The organism is Klebsiella sp. CN_Kp091 (assembly GCF_040065095.1).
GTDB classification, from domain to species: Bacteria; Pseudomonadota; Gammaproteobacteria; order Enterobacterales; family Enterobacteriaceae; genus Klebsiella; species Klebsiella aerogenes.
In genome coordinates, this window is record NZ_JBEAIO010000004.1 from 160,677 (window position 1) to 181,657 (window position 20,981).

General features: G+C 54.6%; 15 protein-coding genes, 1 tRNA gene and 1 pseudogene. 8 read left to right on the forward strand and 9 right to left on the reverse strand.

Going from position 1 to position 20,981, the window contains the following annotated elements; genetic code table 11:
* The first annotated feature begins 13 nt into the window (after positions 1 to 13).
* Positions 14 to 1,204, forward strand: a complete 1,191-nt coding sequence (locus tag ABLV17_RS04085) for a glycoside hydrolase family 88 protein (RefSeq protein WP_308957730.1) — start codon at positions 14 to 16, stop codon at positions 1,202 to 1,204.
* A gap of 22 nt (positions 1,205 to 1,226) precedes the next feature.
* Positions 1,227 to 1,784 carry a DJ-1/PfpI family protein gene (locus tag ABLV17_RS04090; RefSeq protein ID WP_308957729.1) on the forward strand — a complete coding sequence of 186 codons (558 nt, stop codon included), beginning with the start codon at positions 1,227 to 1,229 and terminating at the stop codon, positions 1,782 to 1,784.
* Positions 1,785 to 1,891: 107 nt separating this feature from the next.
* Here the strand turns inward: ABLV17_RS04090 and ABLV17_RS04095 are convergent, their stop codons facing one another.
* Positions 1,892 to 2,674 carry a hypothetical protein gene (locus ABLV17_RS04095; protein WP_213793586.1) on the reverse strand — a complete coding sequence of 261 codons (783 nt, stop codon included), beginning with the start codon at positions 2,672 to 2,674 and terminating at the stop codon, positions 1,892 to 1,894.
* 30 nt (positions 2,675 to 2,704) lie between these two features.
* Positions 2,705 to 3,199, reverse strand: a complete 495-nt coding sequence (locus ABLV17_RS04100) for a M15 family metallopeptidase (protein WP_348854088.1) — start codon at positions 3,197 to 3,199, stop codon at positions 2,705 to 2,707.
* Between the two features lie 532 nt (positions 3,200 to 3,731).
* Here ABLV17_RS04100 and iroN point away from each other — a divergent pair.
* Complete coding sequence (gene iroN, locus ABLV17_RS04105) at positions 3,732 to 5,906, forward strand: siderophore salmochelin receptor IroN (RefSeq protein WP_348854089.1); 2,175 nt, start codon at positions 3,732 to 3,734, stop codon at positions 5,904 to 5,906.
* Positions 5,907 to 5,960: 54 nt separating this feature from the next.
* Here iroN and ABLV17_RS04110 read toward each other — a convergent pair whose 3' ends face one another.
* The 4 genes from ABLV17_RS04110 to iroB all read right to left on the reverse strand — a co-directional run bounded on the left by ABLV17_RS04110 (position 5,961) and on the right by iroB (position 13,149).
* On the reverse strand, positions 5,961 to 6,893 hold the full coding sequence (locus ABLV17_RS04110; protein WP_032715828.1) for an alpha/beta hydrolase: 933 nt from the start codon (positions 6,891 to 6,893) through the stop codon (positions 5,961 to 5,963).
* An 83-nt stretch (positions 6,894 to 6,976) separates the two neighbouring features.
* Positions 6,977 to 8,215 (reverse strand): alpha/beta hydrolase-fold protein, encoded by a 1,239-nt coding sequence (locus ABLV17_RS04115; RefSeq protein ID WP_045359847.1) that lies wholly within the window; start codon positions 8,213 to 8,215, stop codon positions 6,977 to 6,979.
* Between the two features lie 103 nt (positions 8,216 to 8,318).
* Positions 8,319 to 11,987 (reverse strand): salmochelin/enterobactin export ABC transporter IroC, encoded by a 3,669-nt coding sequence (gene iroC / locus ABLV17_RS04120; RefSeq protein ID WP_348854090.1) that lies wholly within the window; start codon positions 11,985 to 11,987, stop codon positions 8,319 to 8,321.
* Positions 11,988 to 12,033: 46 nt separating this feature from the next.
* Positions 12,034 to 13,149: a salmochelin biosynthesis C-glycosyltransferase IroB gene (iroB, locus tag ABLV17_RS04125; RefSeq protein ID WP_015703469.1), complete on the reverse strand. Its 1,116-nt coding sequence runs from the start codon at positions 13,147 to 13,149 to the stop codon at positions 12,034 to 12,036.
* A gap of 53 nt (positions 13,150 to 13,202) precedes the next feature.
* On the opposite strand from iroB, the gene ABLV17_RS04130 reads away from it, so the two are divergent.
* The 4 genes and pseudogenes from ABLV17_RS04130 (at position 13,203) to ABLV17_RS04145 (ending at position 15,796) form a co-directional block, all read left to right on the forward strand.
* A complete protein-coding gene (locus ABLV17_RS04130; RefSeq protein WP_348854091.1) occupies positions 13,203 to 13,370 on the forward strand; it encodes a hypothetical protein in 168 nt (55 codons plus the stop codon).
* 575 nt (positions 13,371 to 13,945) lie between these two features.
* A pseudogene (locus ABLV17_RS04135) lies at positions 13,946 to 14,233 on the forward strand (YhcH/YjgK/YiaL family protein); the annotation flags it as partial.
* A gap of 115 nt (positions 14,234 to 14,348) precedes the next feature.
* Positions 14,349 to 14,831 (forward strand): type VI secretion system tube protein Hcp, encoded by a 483-nt coding sequence (locus ABLV17_RS04140; RefSeq protein WP_015369713.1) that lies wholly within the window; start codon positions 14,349 to 14,351, stop codon positions 14,829 to 14,831.
* 20 nt (positions 14,832 to 14,851) lie between these two features.
* Complete coding sequence (locus ABLV17_RS04145) at positions 14,852 to 15,796, forward strand: transcriptional regulator (RefSeq protein WP_113373046.1); 945 nt, start codon at positions 14,852 to 14,854, stop codon at positions 15,794 to 15,796.
* 94 nt (positions 15,797 to 15,890) lie between these two features.
* Here the strand turns inward: ABLV17_RS04145 and ABLV17_RS04150 are convergent.
* Together ABLV17_RS04150 and ABLV17_RS04155 are read right to left on the reverse strand one after the other, a co-directional pair.
* A tRNA-Phe gene (locus ABLV17_RS04150) sits at positions 15,891 to 15,966 on the reverse strand.
* A gap of 105 nt (positions 15,967 to 16,071) precedes the next feature.
* A complete protein-coding gene (locus ABLV17_RS04155; protein ID WP_045379610.1) occupies positions 16,072 to 16,785 on the reverse strand; it encodes a DUF554 domain-containing protein in 714 nt (237 codons plus the stop codon).
* Between the two features lie 419 nt (positions 16,786 to 17,204).
* Between ABLV17_RS04155 and ABLV17_RS04160 the strand changes: the two genes are divergently transcribed.
* On the forward strand, positions 17,205 to 19,343 hold the full coding sequence (locus ABLV17_RS04160; protein WP_308958908.1) for an ornithine decarboxylase: 2,139 nt from the start codon (positions 17,205 to 17,207) through the stop codon (positions 19,341 to 19,343).
* A gap of 223 nt (positions 19,344 to 19,566) precedes the next feature.
* Here ABLV17_RS04160 and ABLV17_RS04165 read toward each other — a convergent pair whose 3' ends face one another.
* Positions 19,567 to 20,820, reverse strand: coding sequence for a nucleoside permease (locus tag ABLV17_RS04165; RefSeq protein WP_087859785.1), 1,254 nt, complete (start codon positions 20,818 to 20,820; stop codon positions 19,567 to 19,569).
* Between the last annotated feature and the right edge of the window lie 161 nt (positions 20,821 to 20,981).

Consider the following 20,981-nt stretch of genomic DNA (forward strand, 5'->3'; position numbering starts at 1 on the left):
TTCAGGAGTTGTTATGACCAAATCTGTTATCACCGAAGCGCTGCGGCCGATAGAACTGCATCAGGTTGACCGCCTGGCGTTGAGCCAGAAGCTGGAAGACGCGCTGGACCGCGTGACGCGCAAGCTCGACAAAAATATCGTCGCCTTCGGCGATAAGTTCCCCGGCGAAGCCTGTGAAAACGGCATCTGGCCGCGTACCGAGAACGTAGAGTGGACCACCAGTTTTTGGCCGGGCCAGCTGTGGCTGGCGTGGGAGATGACCGGCAAAGCGCACTACCGCGAAGCCGCCGAGCGCTATTTACCGTCGTTCGCCCGGCGTATTGAGCAGCGTATCGACACCGCGACCCACGACCTCGGCTTCCTTTATTCGCTCTCCTGCATCAGCGCCTGGCGGCTCACCGGCAATGAAGCCGCTCGCCAGTCGGCGCTGCTGGCTGCAGAGCGCCTGATGGAACGTTTTAACCCGACGGCCAAAATTATTCAGGCGTGGGGCGACTTAAACGATCCGGAGCAGCAGGGGCGAATGATCATCGACTGCAATATGAACCTGCCGCTGCTGTACTGGGCCAGCGAGCAGACCGGCGACCCGCGCTACGCGCAGGCGGCAACGGCGCACGCCGGGCAGGCGGCGAATTATATCGTGCGTGAAGACGCTTCGACTTATCACACCTACTATATGGATGTACAGACCGGCGAGCCGCGCTTTGGTAACACTCATCAGGGCTACAGCGATACTTCATGCTGGTCGCGCGGCCAGGCGTGGGGCATTTACGGTTTCCTGCTGAGCTATCAGCACACCGGCGATAAGCAGATGGTTGAGCTGTCGCGCAGCCTGGCGCACTACTTCCTCAACCGTCTGCCGGAAGATGATGTTTGCCATTGGGATCTGGCGCTGCTCGGCACCGATGCCGTGCGCGACAGTTCGGCAGCGGCGATTGCCGCCTGCGGTCTGCTGGAGCTGGTCAAGGCGCTGCCAACGCTCGATGCCAATCGCGCGTATTACGAAGAGATGGCGCTGCGCATTGCGCTGTCGCTGACCGATAACTACCTGGCCCACGACGATGACCCTACCGAAGGGCTGCTGCAACACTCGGTTTATCACATGGGTAGCGGCAAGGGCGTCGATCAATGCTGTAGCTGGGGGGACTATTTCTATCTTGAGCTGCTGGCGCGGCTACGACAGATTTGGTACCCGTACTGGTAACCCTCAAGGAATGGAGAGCAAGATGAAAAGCGTAGCCGTGTTATTAGCCCCCGGGTTTGAAGAGGGGGAAGCGATAGTCACTATCGATATCCTGCGCCGTCTGAATATTACGGTGCAGACAATTGCCTGCGGCGAGAGTCGCGAAGTGGTGAGCTACCACGCTATCCCAATGATAGCGGATAGCACCCTGAAGGCCAGCTTCGATCGAACCTTTGATGCCGTGGTGTTGCCGGGCGGCCCGGAAGGCAGCGTTAACCTGGCGAAAAACGCGGAGGTTATTGCCTTCGTTCGCCGCCACGATGAAGCGGGTAAATATATCTGCCCGATTTGCTCCGCCGCCGCCCGCGTATTGGGCGGCAATGGGCTGCTGAAGGGGCGTCGCTATGTCTGTTCCGGCGATCTTTGGCAGCAGGTGAGCGATGGCGTGTACGTGGACGCCGATGTCGTAGAAGACGGCAATCTGCTCAGCGGCCGGGGGTTGGGCAAGGTATTTGATTTTGCTTTTACCCTGGCGGCGCGGTTACAGGGCGATGAAGCGCCGGCGCGCGAACAGGCGGAACATATTTATTATCCGTGGTAGAACAAGATCTGCAGGCTTCCAAAATAATAATGGCGGCCTGCAGATTTTTTTAAATGTAAAAGAGGAAGTTACGATGTGTTCGCTTTTTCCTGGATTTGGTGCCAACATCACTTGATGTCAATTTTAAGTTCAGGGTAGATATTTTTTAATTCACTCACTTCTTTGGCATTTAGAGCGCCGATAAGATCCGGACTAGGCTTCATTGAAGAAAGCATTTCCAGCTCATCAGGGCTGATATCCGCTAGCTCAAATAAAATAAAACCAGTAATAAATCTATTCGCGGAGTCTGATTGATAATATGAGCCATCGATACGAAAGGCCGCTTCATTTCCGCCTCCGGTATCCGATGAGACTTCTTTCAACACTTCAATAAATGCAGTTCCTTTATAGAGGGTGTTTAGATAAGCGAAATTACAATTTGAATGTTTGGTTATATAGTCCCCAGCCGGCTTGTTAAATTTTAATGTTGATGTTTGTAATGATATTACTTGGTTGACTTCAGCATTATAACGGTATGCACTATTATAGTTTACACCACCATCAAATATGCCAGTGAGAACCGCTTTGGCTTTTGCTCCGGATTTTTCAATCGCAGTATAAGAGTCCTTTTTAACTGGTCCTGTGTCGATTTTATTTACCCCAGTTATACCGGTTGGAAATAAAATGAGACTTGTGGCACTCCAGTTCGTTAAGTACTCTTTACCGTTTTTGTCTATGCCTTTACATTGTTTATATAACCTCCCGAGATCATCCTCTATCCTGTTGTTTTTTGATATAAATTGCATTTCATTAAGGTCGGAATGTGCATTGAGATTTTGCGGTGTGTATTGTGTACAACCGGAAAGTATCAAAATCGCATTGATCAAAACAAGACTAGTATTTTTTTTCATTTTTATGTGTGCCACCCTTGCAGGCTGTGTTTAATTTTGAAAAATGAATTCATTTATTTCATAGTGCATAGGATCTTTTGCCGTAAAAGTGTTACCCCAAGTAAATCCGTGTTTTATAAAAATGTTTGACAACGGTGAGCTACTTATTCCATTTCCTCCATCATTAGGATTAATATCGAGCGCAATACCAAAAGCATGATTAGACGTTTTGCTACTATAGATGCCGCTCGTTGGTTTGCGAAGCCTTGCATAATATGGGGCCCCTAACTCTTTTATAATATGAATAAGACCTGCGCTGTGTATCTCTGAAAATGCTAATTTTAACTGTTCATGGCCTTTCACATGAAAAAGAAAAGTACTGCTTACATTTTTAATGTTTTTTAATTCTGGAATAGTAACGTACTGAATATCCTTTTCGTTTAATCCTTTAGTGAAAATTATACGATCGCCAAATACTTTTTCCTCATGGGCTGTTTTATACGTTACCTTGCCAAACAAGGGGTGGTGATAAGTAAATATTGGCATAGCGCGCTCCAGGTGCAAATGATATGAGCAGGTAGATATAATTAAAATAGAGTAAATCCTTTCATTATCCACTAGATTTGGTAGGGTGTTTGAAATATTTGTTTTAAATCTAATGTAAGTGATGTTTTTTTATTTTTTCATCTCGGTTTTCTAATTATGTTAGTCTATTCATCTATTAGTAAGTAGGTATCCAGTTTAATTGATTGATTAATCTTTTTTGTTAAACAATCTATCAAAGGCCTTTTATAGCAATGCCCTGATTTAATAGATGATTTGTGGTTCGTACTGAGAGGGAGAGGTACCAGGTACCTCTCCCTACATCGACTTTAAGTCGATGTGTACCTACCAGCTTCTACTAACCATGCTCGTACCAAACCCCATCACTTTACCAATTCAAGGATTGCCTTAATCTCACTTAAATGATATTAATTATCATTCTCATAATAAAAACATAATAACAATATTAATACCTGGCAAGGATGTGAGCTTAACGAACAACCACTTTAAGTTAGGCATGAATTAGGGAATAGGTATGAGAATTAACAAGATCCTCTGGCCGCTCACCGCGCTAGTGGTAGGGTTGAATAGCCCGCTATCCGCCGCCAAATCCTCCGACGATAGCGATGAAACGTTGGTCGTTGAAGCCACCGCAGAACAAGTACTTAAGCAGCAGCCGGGCGTTTCAATTATTACCAGTGAAGATATTAAAAAGGACCCTCCGGTCAACGACCTCTCCGATATTATTCGCAAAATGCCGGGGGTGAACCTCACCGGCAACAGCGCGTCAGGCACCCGCGGTAATAACCGCCAAATCGATATTCGCGGTATGGGGCCGGAAAACACCTTAATCCTCATTGATGGCGTCCCGGTGACCTCGCGTAACTCCGTACGCTATAGCTGGCGCGGCGAGCGTGATACCCGCGGCGATACTAACTGGGTACCGCCGGAACAGGTTGAACGTATCGAAGTCATTCGTGGCCCGGCGGCGGCGCGCTATGGCTCCGGCGCGGCGGGCGGGGTGGTGAATATCATTACTAAACGCCCAACCAATGACTGGCATGGCTCGCTCTCGTTATACACCAACCAACCGGAAAGCAGCGATGAAGGGGCCACCCGACGCGCCAACTTTAGCCTGAGCGGGCCGCTGGCCGGCGATGCGTTGACGATGCGTTTGTACGGCAACCTGAATAAAACCGATGCCGACAGCTGGGATATTAACTCTTCCGCGGGGACGAAAAACGCCGCCGGCCACGAAGGGGTACGCAACAAGGATATTAACGGCGTCGTCTCCTGGAAAGTGAATCCGCAGCAAATTCTCGATTTTGAAGCAGGATATAGCCGTCAGGGTAATATCTACGCCGGCGATACGCAAAATAGCTCTTCCAGCGCGGTGACCGAAAGCCTGGCGAAATCTGGCGCAGAGACTAACCGCCTGTATCGGCAGAATTACGGTATTACCCATAATGGGGTCTGGGATTGGGGGCAAAGCCGCTTTGGAGTCTATTACGAAAAAACCAATAACACCCGTATGGATGAAGGTTTATCCGGCGGCGGCGAAGGGCGTATTTCGGCGGATGAGAAATTCACCACTAACCGCCTGACCTCCTGGCGCACCAGCGGCGAACTCAATATTCCGCTGGATCTATGGGTCGATCAGACTCTGACCGTTGGCGCGGAGTGGAACCGCGATGAGCTTGACGATCCCTCTTCCACTGGTTTATCGGTGAATGATAATAACATTGGCGGTATTCCCGGTTCAGCGGCGGATCGCAGCAGTAAAAATCATTCACAAATTAGCGCCATCTATTTTGAAGATAATATTGAACCGACGCCCGGAACCAATATTATTCCCGGCCTGCGTTTTGATTATCTTAATGAGTCCGGCGGCAACTTTAGCCCCAGCCTGAACCTGTCGCAGGAATTAGGTGATTACTTCAAAATTAAAGCCGGGATTGCCAGAACCTTTAAAGCGCCAAACCTCTATCAATCCAGCGAAGGCTATCTGCTCTATTCGAAAGGCAACGGTTGCCCTAAAGATATTACTTCAGGCGGCTGCTACCTGATTGGTAATAAAGATCTCGATCCGGAAATCAGCGTGAATAAAGAGATCGGCCTGGAGTTTGCCCTCGACGATTATCATGCCAGCGTGACTTATTTCCGTAACGATTATCAGAATAAGATTGTGGCCGGCGATGATATTATCGGGCAAACCGCTTCCGGCGCTTATATCCTCCAGTGGCAGAACGGCGGTAAAGCGTTAGTGGACGGCATTGAAGCCAGTATGGCGTTCCCGCTGGTGAAGGATCGTCTGAAATGGAATACCAACGCCACTTACATGATTACCTCGGAACAAAAAGATACCGGCAATCCGCTCTCGGTTATTCCGAAATACACCATCAACAACTCCCTGGACTGGACGATTACCCAGGCATTTTCCGCCAGCGTCAACTGGACGCTGTATGGTAGACAAAAACCGCGTACCCATGCGGAGTCGCGCAGCGAAGATACCGGCGGCCTGTCGGGTAAAGAGCTGGGGGCTTATTCGCTGGTGGGTACCAACTTTAATTACGATATTAATAAAAATCTGCGTCTGAACATGGGGGTCAGCAATATCTTCGATAAACAGATCTATCGTTCATCCGAAGGGGCGAATACCTATAACGAACCCGGTCGGGCCTATTATGCCGGAGTGACGGCGACATTCTGATCGCATCGTCATCAGTATACTGCCCGCAACCGCGCGGGCAGTATCAACGCTGGGTTAAGGACAACTATGCTGGTTGGACGCTTTTTCGCGACTCATATCCAGCAGCGCGCTGTGGAATGAGGCGTTAAACATCGGCCCGTGCCCCAGGCCAGGGAAATCCCAAAAGGCGGCATTAACCCCTTTCTCTTTCAGCGTGGCGAGGGTGGCATGTACTTTAGTTAGCACTTCGGCGGCGTGCGTTGCCCGGTTATCACCCGGCGTCGCCGAACCCTCCATAATGGCCAGGCTTTTGGCGCAATATGATGCGGGCTCGACCGCCGTGATTCGGTTCAGCAGGGCAAAGTTGTCCCGGCCAAGCGAAGGACTGGCGCTGTAATATGAATGGAAGAACGAGGACGAAAGCCAGGAGTCGAGCGCGAACAGGCCGCCGTATGAGTGGCCCCACAGACCGCGGCGCTGTGGGTTGATTTTCAGCCCTTGCTCCGCCTTAGCGGCTATACGCGTTTCCAGTAATTGACGGAAGTCTTCACTGCCGCCGCTTTTGCGGCCAGCATATGTTTCATTATTCTTTCTGACTGCCGGCGTATAGTCGTAGGCCCGGCCGTTAAGATCGAATGGCAGGTTGGTCTGATAACCGACCGCGACGATCACCGGCGGCGATTGCGCCGCCAGCTGCTTGAGTAGTTCGTCAGACAGGCGATCCATTACCGCATTACCATCAAGCATATATAGCACGGGATAGCCCGTTGGTGGCGCGGCTTTATTCGGTATGGCCGTCCATACCCGATAGTGGCGAGCGCCGTCGGCGGAATCGAACTGATTGACGCTGAAGTGGTAAAACGCTGAACCCTTATCGGCGATATTGGGCCCCAACGGCTGCATATCCGGTTTTGCTAAGCCTGAAGCGCTATAGCTGAGGGTGAGGCAAGAAAGAACGGCAAAAAGCGCCTTGCGCGGGCGCGTAGAGCGAGACTCGCGGGCATACATCTGATGATTATTCCTTTTCCGCAGGTGAAATTTTCGTTATTCAGAAAGCACATACAGTTGCCTGAAAGCGCTTGCTGGTCAAGTCAACCCTGCAGTAAGCCGAGCCCATCAAGCAAGGCGCCGCGCCACCAGGCGTAGTCGTGCCCGCCGGTGTAAATGGCGCAATGACTATCAACGCCGGACGCCTGTAGCTGCTGATGAAGCTGCTGGACGTGAGGCACCGTCGAACCTTCCAGTGAGCCCACACACAGGCGGATACGGACAGTACGCGGCGGCGCAGACAACACATGTTCGCTGACCCATGAAGTATCGGTTGCGCTAAATAAATGGGGGCGACTGCCGCCATCTGGCGTCCACCACATGGAAGGCGAATGGCTGAGCACCAGACCGAAAGTTTCCGGCGCATGGCGGGCGGCCATCAGCGCGCTGACGCCGCCGAGGCTCTGCCCGGCCAGGACGGTGCGTGAGCGATCCGCCCATTTTTGTCGCGGCTGTTCGCGGCGAATGGTCGGCAGGAGATGTTCCGCGACGTCCCGTATCAGTTCGCTGCGCCCGCCGAGTATCGTGGTGCGCTCGCGCTCATCGATATTGTCGATGCCCAGCAGCGCCACGGGAACAATGCGACGGCTATCGATCGCGGCGTCGATGGCTGCGCACACCCCAAGATGATCGAACCAGGTTTCGCCATCGGGTAGCACCACCAGCCCCAACGGCTGCGACTTATCAACCGCGGGCAGGTACAGGCGCACCTGCCGTGATTGCCCGGCAACGATCCGTTCTGAGGTCAGCAAGGTGCCGGCGTGGCGGCCTCCGCGCCATTCGGATTGAGCGGGGGCGTTATCAAGCGCCAGCACCGACTCCCGCACGCCGTCGCGAATAGCGATCCCCGGCGTCTTATTGAGCGGATCGGCCTGTCCGGCGAGTGCGGCAAAGCGGCTCCCAAGCTGATTAACAACCTCTTCCGGCGTGCCTGGCGGGATCTCCACCAGTGAATAAGAGCCGCAATAGCTGGCCGGCAGGCGCAGCGTCAGGGTCCAGATATCCGTTGCGGGAATCTGGGTCATCAGCCCTTTTGCCACCTGTTCTTTGTCGGTTACCCGGTTTAATCGCAGATAAACGCCTCTGAGCGGATGGCGGGCGCGCCACAAAAAAGTGACTTCACGTTCATCGGCTGCGCCGTCCACCGTTGTTACTAGCGGTACCGGCAGCGATGTGGCCTGCTGCCAGAAATGAGAAAGATCGGTAATGTTGCCGGTCGCCAACTGGCGGCGCAGGCCGGCGATAGCCGCTGAAACCGGCGGATGTGGATTGATATTGAACATTCTATCTCTTTGAAAAATTATGCTACCAGTAAAAATAGCTAAAGCGGCTGTTCAGCGAACAGCCGCTTTAGGCGTGTTGATTAAGGTCTAACGCTTACCATCACTATCCCACGATTTCTCCCGTTATGTCGTGTTGGTTGCGTGCATCTGCCGGGCCGACGCTATCGCGCCATAAGCGGGCGTAGAGGCCGTTCGCCGCAAGTAATTGCTCGTGTGTACCGTATTCTGCGAGCCGCCCTTTATCGACAACGGCGATCAGATCGCAGCGCTGGGCAGTGGTCAGGCGGTGCGCCACGATTAGCGCCAGGCGTTTTCTGGCACGGGCGACTTCGGTTAACGAAGACATGAGGCGCTCTTCCGCGCGGCGATCCAGGCGCGATGTGGCTTCATCGAGCAGCAGGACGTGGGCATTCGCCAACTGGGCGCGAGCCAGCGCAATCAACTGACGTTGTCCGGCGGATAAATCCGCGCCGCCGTTATTGACTGGCGTGCGGAAACCTTGCGGGAGCTGACGTACCAGCTCAAACAGGCCTGCCTGCCGTGAAGCGATCTCAACTTCGGCATTGCTGCTGGATGGCCGCGAATAACGTATATTCTCCGCAATATCGCCGCTAAAGAGCGCAACATCTTGATCGACCAGCCCGATCTGACGGCGGTAATCGGCAAGGGTTGTCGCCGTCATCTGTCGTTCCCCAATGCCGATGGTCCCGCTGGTGGGCGAATAGAGTCCGGCGATAAGTTTAATCAATGTCGACTTCCCGGCGCCGCTGCGGCCAACGACCGCCACGACACTGCCCTCGGGGATGGTCAGGGTGAGCTTGTCCAGCGCTGGCTCAGCGCTGCCGGGATAACGGTAGGTAACTTCATCAAGCTGTAATGCACCCGTGGCCGGCTGGGTGGAGGAAGGGGTGACGTTTTCCGTCTCTTCGGTCGCCAACAGTTCATCAATATGTTTACCGCTGGCCGTCGCCTGCTGGAAGGAATCCACAATCCCGGATAATTGCTGTACCGGGCCGTAAAACTGCCCCAGCAACAGGAAGAATGCCGCCAGCACCCCGGCGGTCATTTCGCCTTCGGCCACCCTCGATGCGCCAACCAGAAGCACGGCGGCATAGGAGGCCTCGGTACAGAAGGTCAGGAAGGGGAAGTAGACCGCAAGATATTTCTGCGCGCGTACGCGGGTGGCGCGGAAGCGATCCGATAATGCGCGCAGCCGGGCGGCCTCTTGCTCCTGTTGACCATGGGATTGCACGACGCGCAGGCCGGAGACTTTCTCCTGCAGAGTGCTATTCACCTTGCCGATTTCAAGGCGCGCCTGGGCATAGGCTGGAGAGCTCAGGCGACGATAAACCCAGGTCGCCAGCGCGACTATCGGCACTGCGCTTAAGGCCGTCAACGCCAGAATGGGGTCGAGCCAGAACATGGCCGCGGCGATGGCAAACATCGTGACCAGGCTGGTGGCCGCGCCGGCAAGGCCGTTTTGCAGAAAGCGGGCGAGGGAGTCGACATCGACGGTCATCCGGGTCAGGCGTGAATCAACGTGCTTTTCATGCCAGGGGAGGGCAAGACGCAGCATATGGCCGAAGCTGCGCAAGCGTACCGTATGTTGAACCGACTCCGCCGCTCTGGCGGCGAAGATGGTCTGTAGTGAATAACAACACCAGCTTATGACCACCAGGCACAGGGCGAGCAGGGCGCAGATGCCGATAGTCGCCATATCGCCTGCGGCAACCCCCGAGTCAATACCGCGCTGCAGCAGTATTAACACGCCGACGCCAGCGGCAGAATCCAGCGCGATCAGCAGGGCGGCGATGATGAACATCCACGCCACCGGCCGCAGCAGCGAGGTCAATCTCCGTCCCTCTCCGGCCAGCGCCTGTTGAACCGCCTGTTCCGGCACGCGGGTCATGCGGGCGACAAAACCGTTGCCGTCAACTTCCGGCAACGCTTGCGGCTCCTCGTTCTGCATCGCTGGCGTTGTTGGCCAAAGATCGCGGCAGCCGCCGGCGCCAGGTTCGAGGAAATCCCCGTCGCCGGTCATCAGCGCGCGGAACGCCGGGCAGCGAGACTCAAGCTCAGCCTGGCTGCCGATGTCCACCACTTGCCCTTTATCCAACACCACGATTCGACTGGCCAACCGCAGCGTCGCCCGGCGGCGGGCAATCACCAGCAGCATGTGCTGGTCATCGGCGTAACGACCCAGCGCGGCATTGATCTCCGCTTCGGTACCGGCATCTACCGCCGATGTGGTGTCATCGAGGATCAACAGTTCCGGTGCGGTAATCAGCGCCCGCGCCAGCGCGATGCGTTGCCGCTGTCCACCGGAGAGGTTAGTGCCGCGCTCGGTTAGGCGGGTATCGAAGCCTTTCGGTAAGGCATTGATAAACTCGCTGGCGCCTGCCGCCGCCGCCGCGCGGCGAATATCTTCCATCGTCGCCTGCGGGTGGCCGTAGGCGATATTTTCCGCGACCGTTCCGGCAAACAGAAAGGCGTCTTCAAATACCACCCCCACCTGACGGCGTAACGCCTCAAGCTTGAGATCGCGAAGGTTCTGCCGACCGGCGCTGGTGTTTAGCCAAATGTCGCCAGCGCTGGGATCGTAAAAGCGCGCCAGCAGCATTAGCAGCGTCGATTTACCGGAGCCCGACGCGCCGACGACCGCCAGCGTTTCACCCGCCTGTAGGGAGAAGGAAACATCGCTCAGGATACGGCTGCCGCCGCCATAACCGAAGTTCACTTTTTCTAACTGCAGGCCAATAACACGACCATTGAGCGCTTCGCTACCGTCAACCATTTGCGAACGGGTATCGATCAGAGCGAATACCCGTTCTACGGATGCCTGGGTACGTTGGGCGATCACCAGGAACGACGCCAGCACACGGGTAGGTCCGGTCAACATGGCGAGGAAACTGGCAAAGGCCACGAAGGTCCCGAGGTCAATTCGCCCGTGCATCACTGACCAGCCGCCGTAGCACAGTAGAACGATTTGCCCGAGAACCGGTAGCGCCAGCATGGTAGCGCCAGGCATCGCCTGCGAGATGGCCGCGCCGATGCGCACGCGCACCATCTGCCGCGACTGACGATCCAGCCAGCGCGTTTCGCGCAGTTCCGCCACGCAGGATTTCACCACCGAGATCTGCGCCAGAACTTCGCGCATGTGCTCGGTCAGATTCGCCAGCCGGTCTGAAGCTAGCCCCGTCTGTGCGAATACCCGGCGACGGGCGCGCAGCGCGGTAATGGCAAGACACGCCAGCACGCAGACCACGATTAGCGTCATGGCCGGCGACATCCACAGCATCACGGCAATACCGGCGATGTAGTAGGTGAATACCGCCAGCGGTACCGGAGCCATCTGCAATAGGGTATGCATCTGCTGCAGATCGCTATTGGTCCGTGAAATCACCTGTCCGGTACGCAGCGCGTCCTGGCCTGCGCCATCGAGCTTTTGAATACTGTCGAACGCGCGTCCTCGCAGGGTGTGCTGCACCCACAGCGATAGCTCGCCAGCATAGCCGCGTCGTACATAGTTACCGATGAAATCAAAAAAGGCGATAAGTAGCAGTCCGCAGGCCAGCCACGGCAGGCGGGTGGGATTACCCGCCAGCGCATCATTTACCGCCTGCCGCGTCAGTAGCGGCGTCAGCGCGGCCAGCAGAATGGTCGACACCGACGCCACCACCACGATGGCGCTAAGTTTCTTACGTTCCCAGCACACGCGCGCAAGGCGGATTATCCAGGATCGCGCGGGCGTGGGAGAGTGAGTCGCAGGCATTAAGCCTCCTCCGTCAATTTAAAGATGAAATCCGCCACGGCGGCCATTACCCTTTTTGCGCCATGGCGGCCAGTTCTTTCGCCACCTCGGTTGGGCAGGCCTGCGCCGCCATTTCCGCCGCCACCTCTTCAGAGGCCGTACGTAATGCGCGATCGTCGAGGAAAGCATTGATCATGCTGCTCGACAGACCGCCGTCGCCGGGGATGATCCCGCAGCCGCGATCGACTACCGCGCGGGCGTTTACTGGGCGATCGGCCCCCTGGCCGAAAACGATCTGTGGAATACCCGCGTGCAGCGCCGTCAGGGTGTTGCCAGCGCCGCCGTGATGGATAAAACCATCGGCGCCGTTGAGGAAGGCGCCCATCGGGATCCAGTCAACCAGACGAACGTTTGACGGCAACGCGCGTAGATCGGATCGCGCATTGGCTGAGAGATGCAGAATGATCTCGGCATCGACTTCACTGGCGGAATCCATCACCCAGGAGATCAGATCGAGGCCGTCGACCATCGGTTTGACGGTGCCCAGGCTGACCAGTAGCCGCTTGCGATCGGGCGTGCGTTCCCACCATTCTTCCCAAACCGCACCGCCGTTATACGGCACGTATTGCATGGGAATGATCGGTTCGCCATCGTTTTGCAGGATGCTCATACTCGGCGGCGTCACGTCGATCCACGCCATATCCTGCGGTGGAGCTTCGACGCCGTGGCGGCGGTAGGCGTCAGCGAGCGAGCGCGTCACGCCTTTGATATGCCAGGGGGTGTGGCCGAAGCCGACGGTTTGCATGACCACCGGGATATCGTATTTGGCGGCGATCAGCGGCCCGACGACGCCGAGGGGAGGATAGACGATAAGGTCGGGCCGCCAGTGTCCGGCAAACTCCACCAGTTGGTCGGCCATCTCTTCGCTGAAGAACGAGAAGTTGCCCATTTTGGTGCCGATGTTACTTTCCTTCCGCTGCGCCTCGCGGCGGCGATAATCGGCCTCCGAATCGAAGCCGGGCGCGGCATCAAACACCACCAGCCCTGCCTCGGCCGCCTTTTGGGCGAATTTACCGCTACTGGCGATCAGCACTTCGTGACCGTTAACGCGAAATGCCTGCGCCAAAGACAGCACCGGGTATAGCAGCCCATAGAGTGGTGGGCCAACAAACAGAATGCGCATGAGAAAATCCCTCTCCGCTTGACGAACTAATTCAGGAAGTCGACGCAGTCAATATGCCGGCCAGCGCGACGTTAACTATCGTTAACCCGGCTGAGCCTGGCGCTGCGCCATTTTTTAGTTTCGCCAGCGCGACGCACGGCAACGCCGGCGACCCTATCGCAGGCGGTGAATCCGTAGCGCGCGCTGACGAATCGGGAATTCCCTGTCCCGACTTCCATTAACGCTTGCGCGTCATTGTCCTGATGAACGGTCTGACGCCCCGCCGCACTGCCACGGCGGCTTGTAAGGCCGCATTTGCCGGATGAGAGGCCGGTCAACGCGCTGGGCGATGTCCGTAATTCCTGAAGACACCGTGTCGCATCATCCTGATAGCGTCGCCTTCGCGGGTCGGTAAGGGACAAAGCGCCGTTGTTCAGACGATGCTCGTTCCCTTACGGCCTCGGTATACCTTGCCAAAGAAATCACCAATGCAAATGCTAATGAGAATAATTACCAATATCATTTGCAAATTGCAATGATAAGTAAAAACTTAATGGAACGGGTAAACGTTTATAGGACAAATCGCAGGTGAGCTTTTCAGGAGGGGCGATGGGTTCCAGTAAGTGATGTCGTTCTGCAGGAACAAAGGCCAATCGGTTGTTTTTTTATTCCGGAAAGCGGCTGCTTACCGCTCTTCATTACCCGTGTAGGATTTGTGATATGATGAAAAAGCGAAACTTTTTCTCTTTTTTCCAGGTTAAACGATACTTATGAGCGCGTTCGATCACTCGTCAGATGACACCCAGGAAACTATCGGCAACAGCATGCGCAATATATCGATATTCAACTGTTGCTAAGCGGTGAAGAACGTATTCTGTGGGGAATGGTAAATTGTGCACAGCAGTGCGAAGCGATACACGTTGAAGAGGATTATCAGTTGTGTAATGCGATTGAAAATCAGCAGGCCATTACGCTACGGCCTGGTAATTTCGTGATATTTATGCCTGGTGAGCCGCATAAACCTGGATGTATTACGACATTGCCGCAGGAGATTAAAAAGGTAGTCGTTAAGGTTAATGTTAGCCTTTTGCAAAACGAATACTGATGCTGAGATTATTCCTGGTTTTGTTTGTGTAATGTGTTCTTCATTTAAATCTGCAAAATTTAAACTAGCTTATTAGGGGGCTCCTTTTCTTAAAACATGCAATATAGGGACTGTTATGGCTATTGATATGTATCTGAAGGTTGATGGGGTAACCGGTGAATCTAACGACTCAAATCATAAAAATTGGATAGATGTTTTGTCATTTAGCTGGGCGGCTGAGCAGCCTGGGAATATGAGCGTTGGCGGCGGTGGCGGAGCGGGTAAAGTTAATTTTCAGGACCTTTCGGTACAAGCATTGATAGATAAAGCAACGCCGGCAGTTCTCAAGTTTTGCGCTAGCGGTAAACATGTCGCTAAAGTCGAACTATCAATTTGCAAAGCCGGCGGCTCGCAAATTGAGTATTCGCGTGTTGTTCTTGAAGATGTTCTGGTGACGAAAACCAGTTTTAGCGGTGTGGGTCATACCGACACTATTATGGTGAATTACCTGTTTCAGGCATCTAAAGTTAATCTGCATTATTGGGAGCAGTCTTCTCAAGGGACCAAAGGCGCAGAAACTAAATCGGGTTGGGATATCAAACAGAATAAAGAAATTTAATCGACGCTGGAGCGCCTGCAATGCCAGATATTACCTCCGAGATAAATGCGGTTCTCTCCGATCATTCCCGGTTTGACGCGGAGCAGCTGGATATTATTATTTCATTCGTCAATGAACTGGATAAAGGAACATTGAGTCAGTTTGAGAACGCTCCGGATCGCACGATTATGGATACCTATGAGCGGTTGCTTTCTGCCAGTAAAGAGCCTGCCAGAAGACAACGCGACGAAGAATACGAACTGGAATCTCTGACGGGGGCCAGTCGTCGTACTGCTACCATGAGCAATCATGCCGCGTTTTTTGATCGCTTCAGAACAACGCCTGCGCATATGTATGGTTACGGCGGTAACGTCTACCGGGATCAGACTAAAAGCTATTATGATGTAGCCGGTAAAATACTGGCAGGCATTGGCGGGCTCGCTTCTTTTGGCGCAGGTACAGCCGCCATCGCCGCCTCGCAGGCGGGTTCGTCGCTTTCGGGTATAGCAGCGCGTTATGCGTTATCTTCTGTCGGCGCGACCGGCCTGGCCGCTGGCGCGATGGCGTTGCTCCGTAATAATTTTTCCGATGTTCAGGTTGCGACGAATAAAGATTTCCTCGAAACCATCAAGTCTATCGCCAAGCTAAGAAACAAGCTGAATGATTTCTTCCAGGGCCTCAACAACAAAGTCTATTCGGATAAGACAAAAGCAGAAACGGCGCTCAACAATGAAATGAGGTCACATCCGTTACGTTTTGGTGTCGGTTCAGGAAGTCAGGTAGTACATGCAAACCTGGCCCCTATTCAACGTTTGGTCACTCAGGACTTTGTTACCGTAAACCACGAAATCAGAGCCAAAATTCTGCCGAAGGGTACAAATTCAGCCTGGAGTGTTGCGGTTTCGAGCTCAGAAATGGGTTGGGATGAACGGGTATTGGACCAGTCTAACATGGGCATTCTGCAGCAGGTCGTTCATCAGCTTTAACGCGGTTATGTTGGCGGCGAAGGGGACGACGTTCGATGGAGAGTCCGGCCGCAGAAAAGCAAAAACCCGCCTTTTGGGCGGGTTCTTTAAATAGTGGTGCCCGGACTCGGAATCGAACCAAGGACACGGGGATTTTCAATCCCCTGCTCTACCGACTGAGCTATCCGGGCAACGGGGCGCATTAAACCTGATTCACCGCGCCTCGTCAACGAAATTTATAAATTTCGCAGTAGACTGCACAATCTATCACCACTTTGCCGTAAAAGCACGCGTCGTCAGGCAAAAAAGGCCGTCCACGCGACCGAAATCGGCATTGCCAGTAGCAGGGCGGGGAGCATATTGACCACCGCGAACATCTTAATTCCGCAGATACGCAGGCCGGTCGCCACCAGCAGCATACCGCCGACGGCGCTGAAGTCGGCCATCATCATCGGCGTGGTCAGCGGCATGATAAGCGAGGCGCAGGCCGCCAGACTCAGCTGAATCAGCAGCATCGGCACCGAGATTGCCGACACCGCCAGCCCCAGGGTGCAGGCGAAAATAGTAGCGGTGAAAAAGTCGAGAAACGCTTTGGCGATAAGGATGCTGGCGTCGCCGGTCATTCCTTCGCGCATGGCGCCAAAAACGCCCGTACCGCTGGCGCAAAATAGCACGATGATCGCCACGTAGCTCTGAATATAAGACTCGTGGGCCGAGGCCTTTTTCCTGCCCTTTGGCGACAATAGTTGCTGGAGTTTGCTCACCAGGGTATTGATGCCTTTCTCCATATTACACACTTCGCCGAGCAGCGCGCCGACCAGCGTCGCCAGCACCATCACCGGCAGGTTGGCGCACTTGATGACCAGTAAAATACCAATCCCCAGTGATGCCAACCCAAAAATCGAGGTCATCGAGGTGCGGATCCGTTCCGGCAATCGTTGGCTCAGCAGCGCGCCCAGTACGCCGCCGACAAGCACCGCGCTGGCGTTAATAAATGGCCCTATAACCAAAGTAAACTCCTGTTAATTATTCCTGATGTCCGCATTATTATGACGTTGTTTCGCCGCTAAGGCTTGCGGATACGTGGGGAGAATGCATATGGATTTCATCTTGCGCCACTTTCGGAAAGGTGCCATGATTGCGCGGATTTTCACCTCTTTACCCTGAGGCCGCCGGGATGACGACATCGCCATTACATCGCCGTTGCCGCTGCGTACTGCTGCGCGGTTTGCCTCATTCCTTACTCCCCCTGTTCACCATGCGGTGAAGGCCACGTATGCTCACTGTAGGACAACAGTAAGATCGGACGCGTCTGCTTTTACTGATGTCCGGCGGTCGGAGCTGAATTCCGTCAGACCCGGACACATCGTTGGGCAAGGCTCCACCTTTGCCTGAGATTTTTACACTCCCGATACGGGCATTTGCGCTTATGAAATCTATGCACATTGCCGCCAGCTGCGAGCTGGTCTCCCGTCTGTCCACCCATCGCCAGGTTGTGGCGCTGGACAGCACTGATTTTACCGATGCGGCAGCGGTCGTCATCACCGCGGCGGATAGCCGCAGCGGTATCCTGGCCTTGCTCAAGCGCAGCGGATTCAATCTGCCGGTCTATCTGTTTAGCGAAACGCAAACGGATAAGCCGGAAGGGGTCATCGCGGTGATTAGCGGCAAAGAGCAGGAGTGGCTGGAGCTGGAAGCGGCCGCCTGCGGCTATGAAGAGAAACTGCTGCCGCCGTTTTTTAATACGCTTAGCCAGTACGTTGAGATGGACAACAGTACTTTCGCCTGTCCCGGCCATCAGCATGGCGCGTTCTTTAAAAAGCATCCCGCGGGCCGCCAGTTCTACGAGTTTTTCGGCGAGAACGTTTTTCGCGCTGACATGTGCAACGCCGACGTCAAGCTCGGCGATCTGCTGATCCATGAAGGTTCGGCGAAGCACGCGCAGAAATTTGCGGCAAAAGTCTTCAATGCCGATAAAACCTACTTCGTGCTTAACGGCACTTCCGCGGCGAACAAGGTCGTGACCAATGCGCTGCTGACCCGCGGCGATCTGGTACTGTTCGATCGCAACAACCATAAATCAAACCACCATGGCGCGCTGATCCAGGCCGGGGCGACGCCGGTCTATCTGGAAGCCGCGCGTAACCCGTTCGGCTTTATTGGCGGCATCGACGACCACTGCTTTGACGAAACCTACCTGCGCGAGCTGATCCGCGAAGCGGCGCCGGAAAAAGCCGACGCGGCGCGCCCGTTCCGCCTGGCGGTGATCCAACTGGGCACCTATGACGGCACGGTGTATAACGCGCGCCAGGTGGTCGATAAAATCGGCCATCTCTGCGATTACATCCTGTTTGACTCGGCGTGGGTCGGTTACGAGCAGTTTATCCCGATGATGGCTGACTGCTCGCCGCTGCTGTTGGATCTCAATGAAAACGATCCGGGCATTTTTGTGACGCAATCGGTGCATAAGCAACAGGCCGGTTTTTCGCAGACTTCGCAAATTCACAAGAAGGATAACCATCTGCGCGGCCAGGCGCGTTTCTGCCCGCATAAGCGGCTGAATAACGCCTTTATGTTGCATGCTTCCACCAGTCCGTTTTATCCGCTGTTCGCCTCGCTGGACGTGAATGCCAAAATCCATGAAGGAGAGAGCGGTCGGCGGCTGTGGGCGGAGTGCGTGGAGCTGGGTATCGAAGCGCGTAAAGCGATACTAGCGCAGTGTAAATTATTGCGGCCATTTGTGCCGCCGCTGGTCGGCGGGAAACCGTGGCAGGAGCATTCGACGGCGACTATCGCCAGCGAACGTCGCTTCTTTAGCTTCGAGCCGGGCGCGAGCTGGCACGGCTTTAGCGGTTATGCTGACAATCAATACTTTGTCGATCCGTGTAAGCTGCTGCTGACCACGCCGGGCATCGATGCCGATAGCGGCGACTATACCGAGTTTGGCATCCCGGCGACCATCCTGGCGCACTACCTGCGCGAAAACGGCATCGTGCCGGAGAAGTGCGATCTCAACTCGATTTTGTTCCTGCTGACGCCGGCGGAAAGCGCGGAGAAACTGGCGCGGCTGGTGGCGATGCTGGCCCAGTTCGAACAGCATATCGAAGCGGATTCGCCGCTTGCTGAGGTATTGCCGACTATTTACCACAAATACCCGGTTCGCTATCGCGATTACACCATTCGCCAGCTGTGTCAGGAAATGCACGATCTGTACGTCAGTTTTGATGTTAAAGACCTGCAAAAGGCGATGTTCCGCAAGCAGAGTTTCCCGCCGGTGGTGATGAACCCGCAGGACGCCAACCGTGAATTTATCCGCGGTAACGTTGAGTTGGTGCGCCTGAGCGAGGCCGAAGGCCGCATCGCGGCGGAAGGGGCGCTACCGTATCCGCCGGGCGTGCTGTGCGTGGTGCCGGGCGAAATCTGGGGCGGCGCGGTACTGCGCTACTTCCTCGCGCTGGAAGAGGGGGTCAATATGCTGCCAGGCTTTTCGCCGGAGCTGCAGGGGGTTTATAGCGAAACGGATACCGATGGTATTAAGCGGCTGTATGGGTATGTGTTGAAAGCGTAAACCGGGACCAGGCATTGTGCGCGTATTTTGCCGGATGGCGGCTGGCGCCTTATCCGGCCTACGGTCCGTGCGGCCTGCCTTTAATTTAATCATCGTGCTGGCTGAAACTGCCGGTACCAATGACCTCAAAACCCCCGGTGGCGCTGCCGCTTACCGGGGCTACAGCGCTGTGCGATTTGGTAGCCCGGAGAAGGCGCAACGCGCCGTCACCGGGCAATGACGATCAGGCGTGATGGCGCGCGGCGGCAGGCTGTCTGACGTGTTGATACTTAAACAGCGCTACGAAAGCGAAGGCCAGCACCAGCGAGTAGGCGGCGAAAATCAGCCACACGCTTTGCCAGTTAGTGATCCCCTCAACGGTAAAGTGCTCGACAACTTTGCCACTCACCATCCCACCAAGGATACAGCCGAAGCCGTTGGTCATCATCAGGAACATTCCCTGGGCGCTGGCGCGGATTTCCGGACGTACCTCTTTCTCCACGAACACTGAACCAGAGATGTTGAAGAAATCGAAGGCGCAGCCGTAGACGATCATCGACAGTACCAGCAGCACGGTACCGAACGGCGTCGGGTCGCCGAAGGCGAACAGGCCGAAGCGCAGCATCCACGCCACGATACTAATCAGCATCACGTTCTTAATGCCGTAGCGGCTAAGGAAGAACGGGATGGTCAGGATAAACAGCGTTTCGGAGATCTGCGAAATCGACATCAATACCGACGCGTGTTCGACGATAAAGCTACCGGAGAACAGCGGGTCTTTATCGAAGCTGTGCAGGAAGGTGTTGCCAAACATATTGGTGATTTGCAGTTCGGCGCCGAGCATCATGGAAAAGATAAAGAAGATTGCCATACGCTTGTTTTTAAACAGCGCAAAAGCGTTCAGGCCGAGCATCTCGGTCCAGCTCTGGTTACGTTGGGCGTTGGCGACCGGAATATGCGGCAGCGTCAGGGTGAACAGCGCCAGCAAGACCGACAGCGTCGCGCCGATATAAAGCTGCATATGGCTAAGCTCGAAGCCCGAGAAGCTAACGCCCCACATGGCGAGGATAAAGCCGATGGTGCCCCAGATACGAATTGGCGGGAAATCGGTCACGATATCCAGCCCCGCCGACTGCAGGCGGTAGTAGGAGATGGTGTTGATCAAGCCAAGCGTCGGCATATAGGCCAGCGAGTTAAGCAAGATCACGAGGAACATCTCGCCTGGCGTGGTGACCTGCGCCGCGAGGTACAGCGTTAATGCGCCGACCAGGTGGCAGATGGCATACACCCATTTGGCGCTGATCCATTTATCGGCGACGATCCCGAGCAACGTTGGCATCAGGACGGCGGCGATACCGAGCGAGCTATACACCGCACCGATGGCCGCGCCGTCAAACTTCAGCGTAACAAACATGTACGAGCCGAGCGTGGTCAGCCAACTCCCCCAAAGGCAGAACTGCAGGAACGACAGTATTTTTAACTGCAGCTTAAGATTCATGTATTTATCCTCACGAATGTGGGCTGGTTATGTTTTTTAAATAACATAACCACCGTTATTTTGATGCGATTCTATCATTCAGCGGTTGCAAGCTTCTGTTAACTGCCGCAGAAAATCGAAAGATATTACGAAGTATGTCGTAAAAAAGAGAGGCCCGGTGC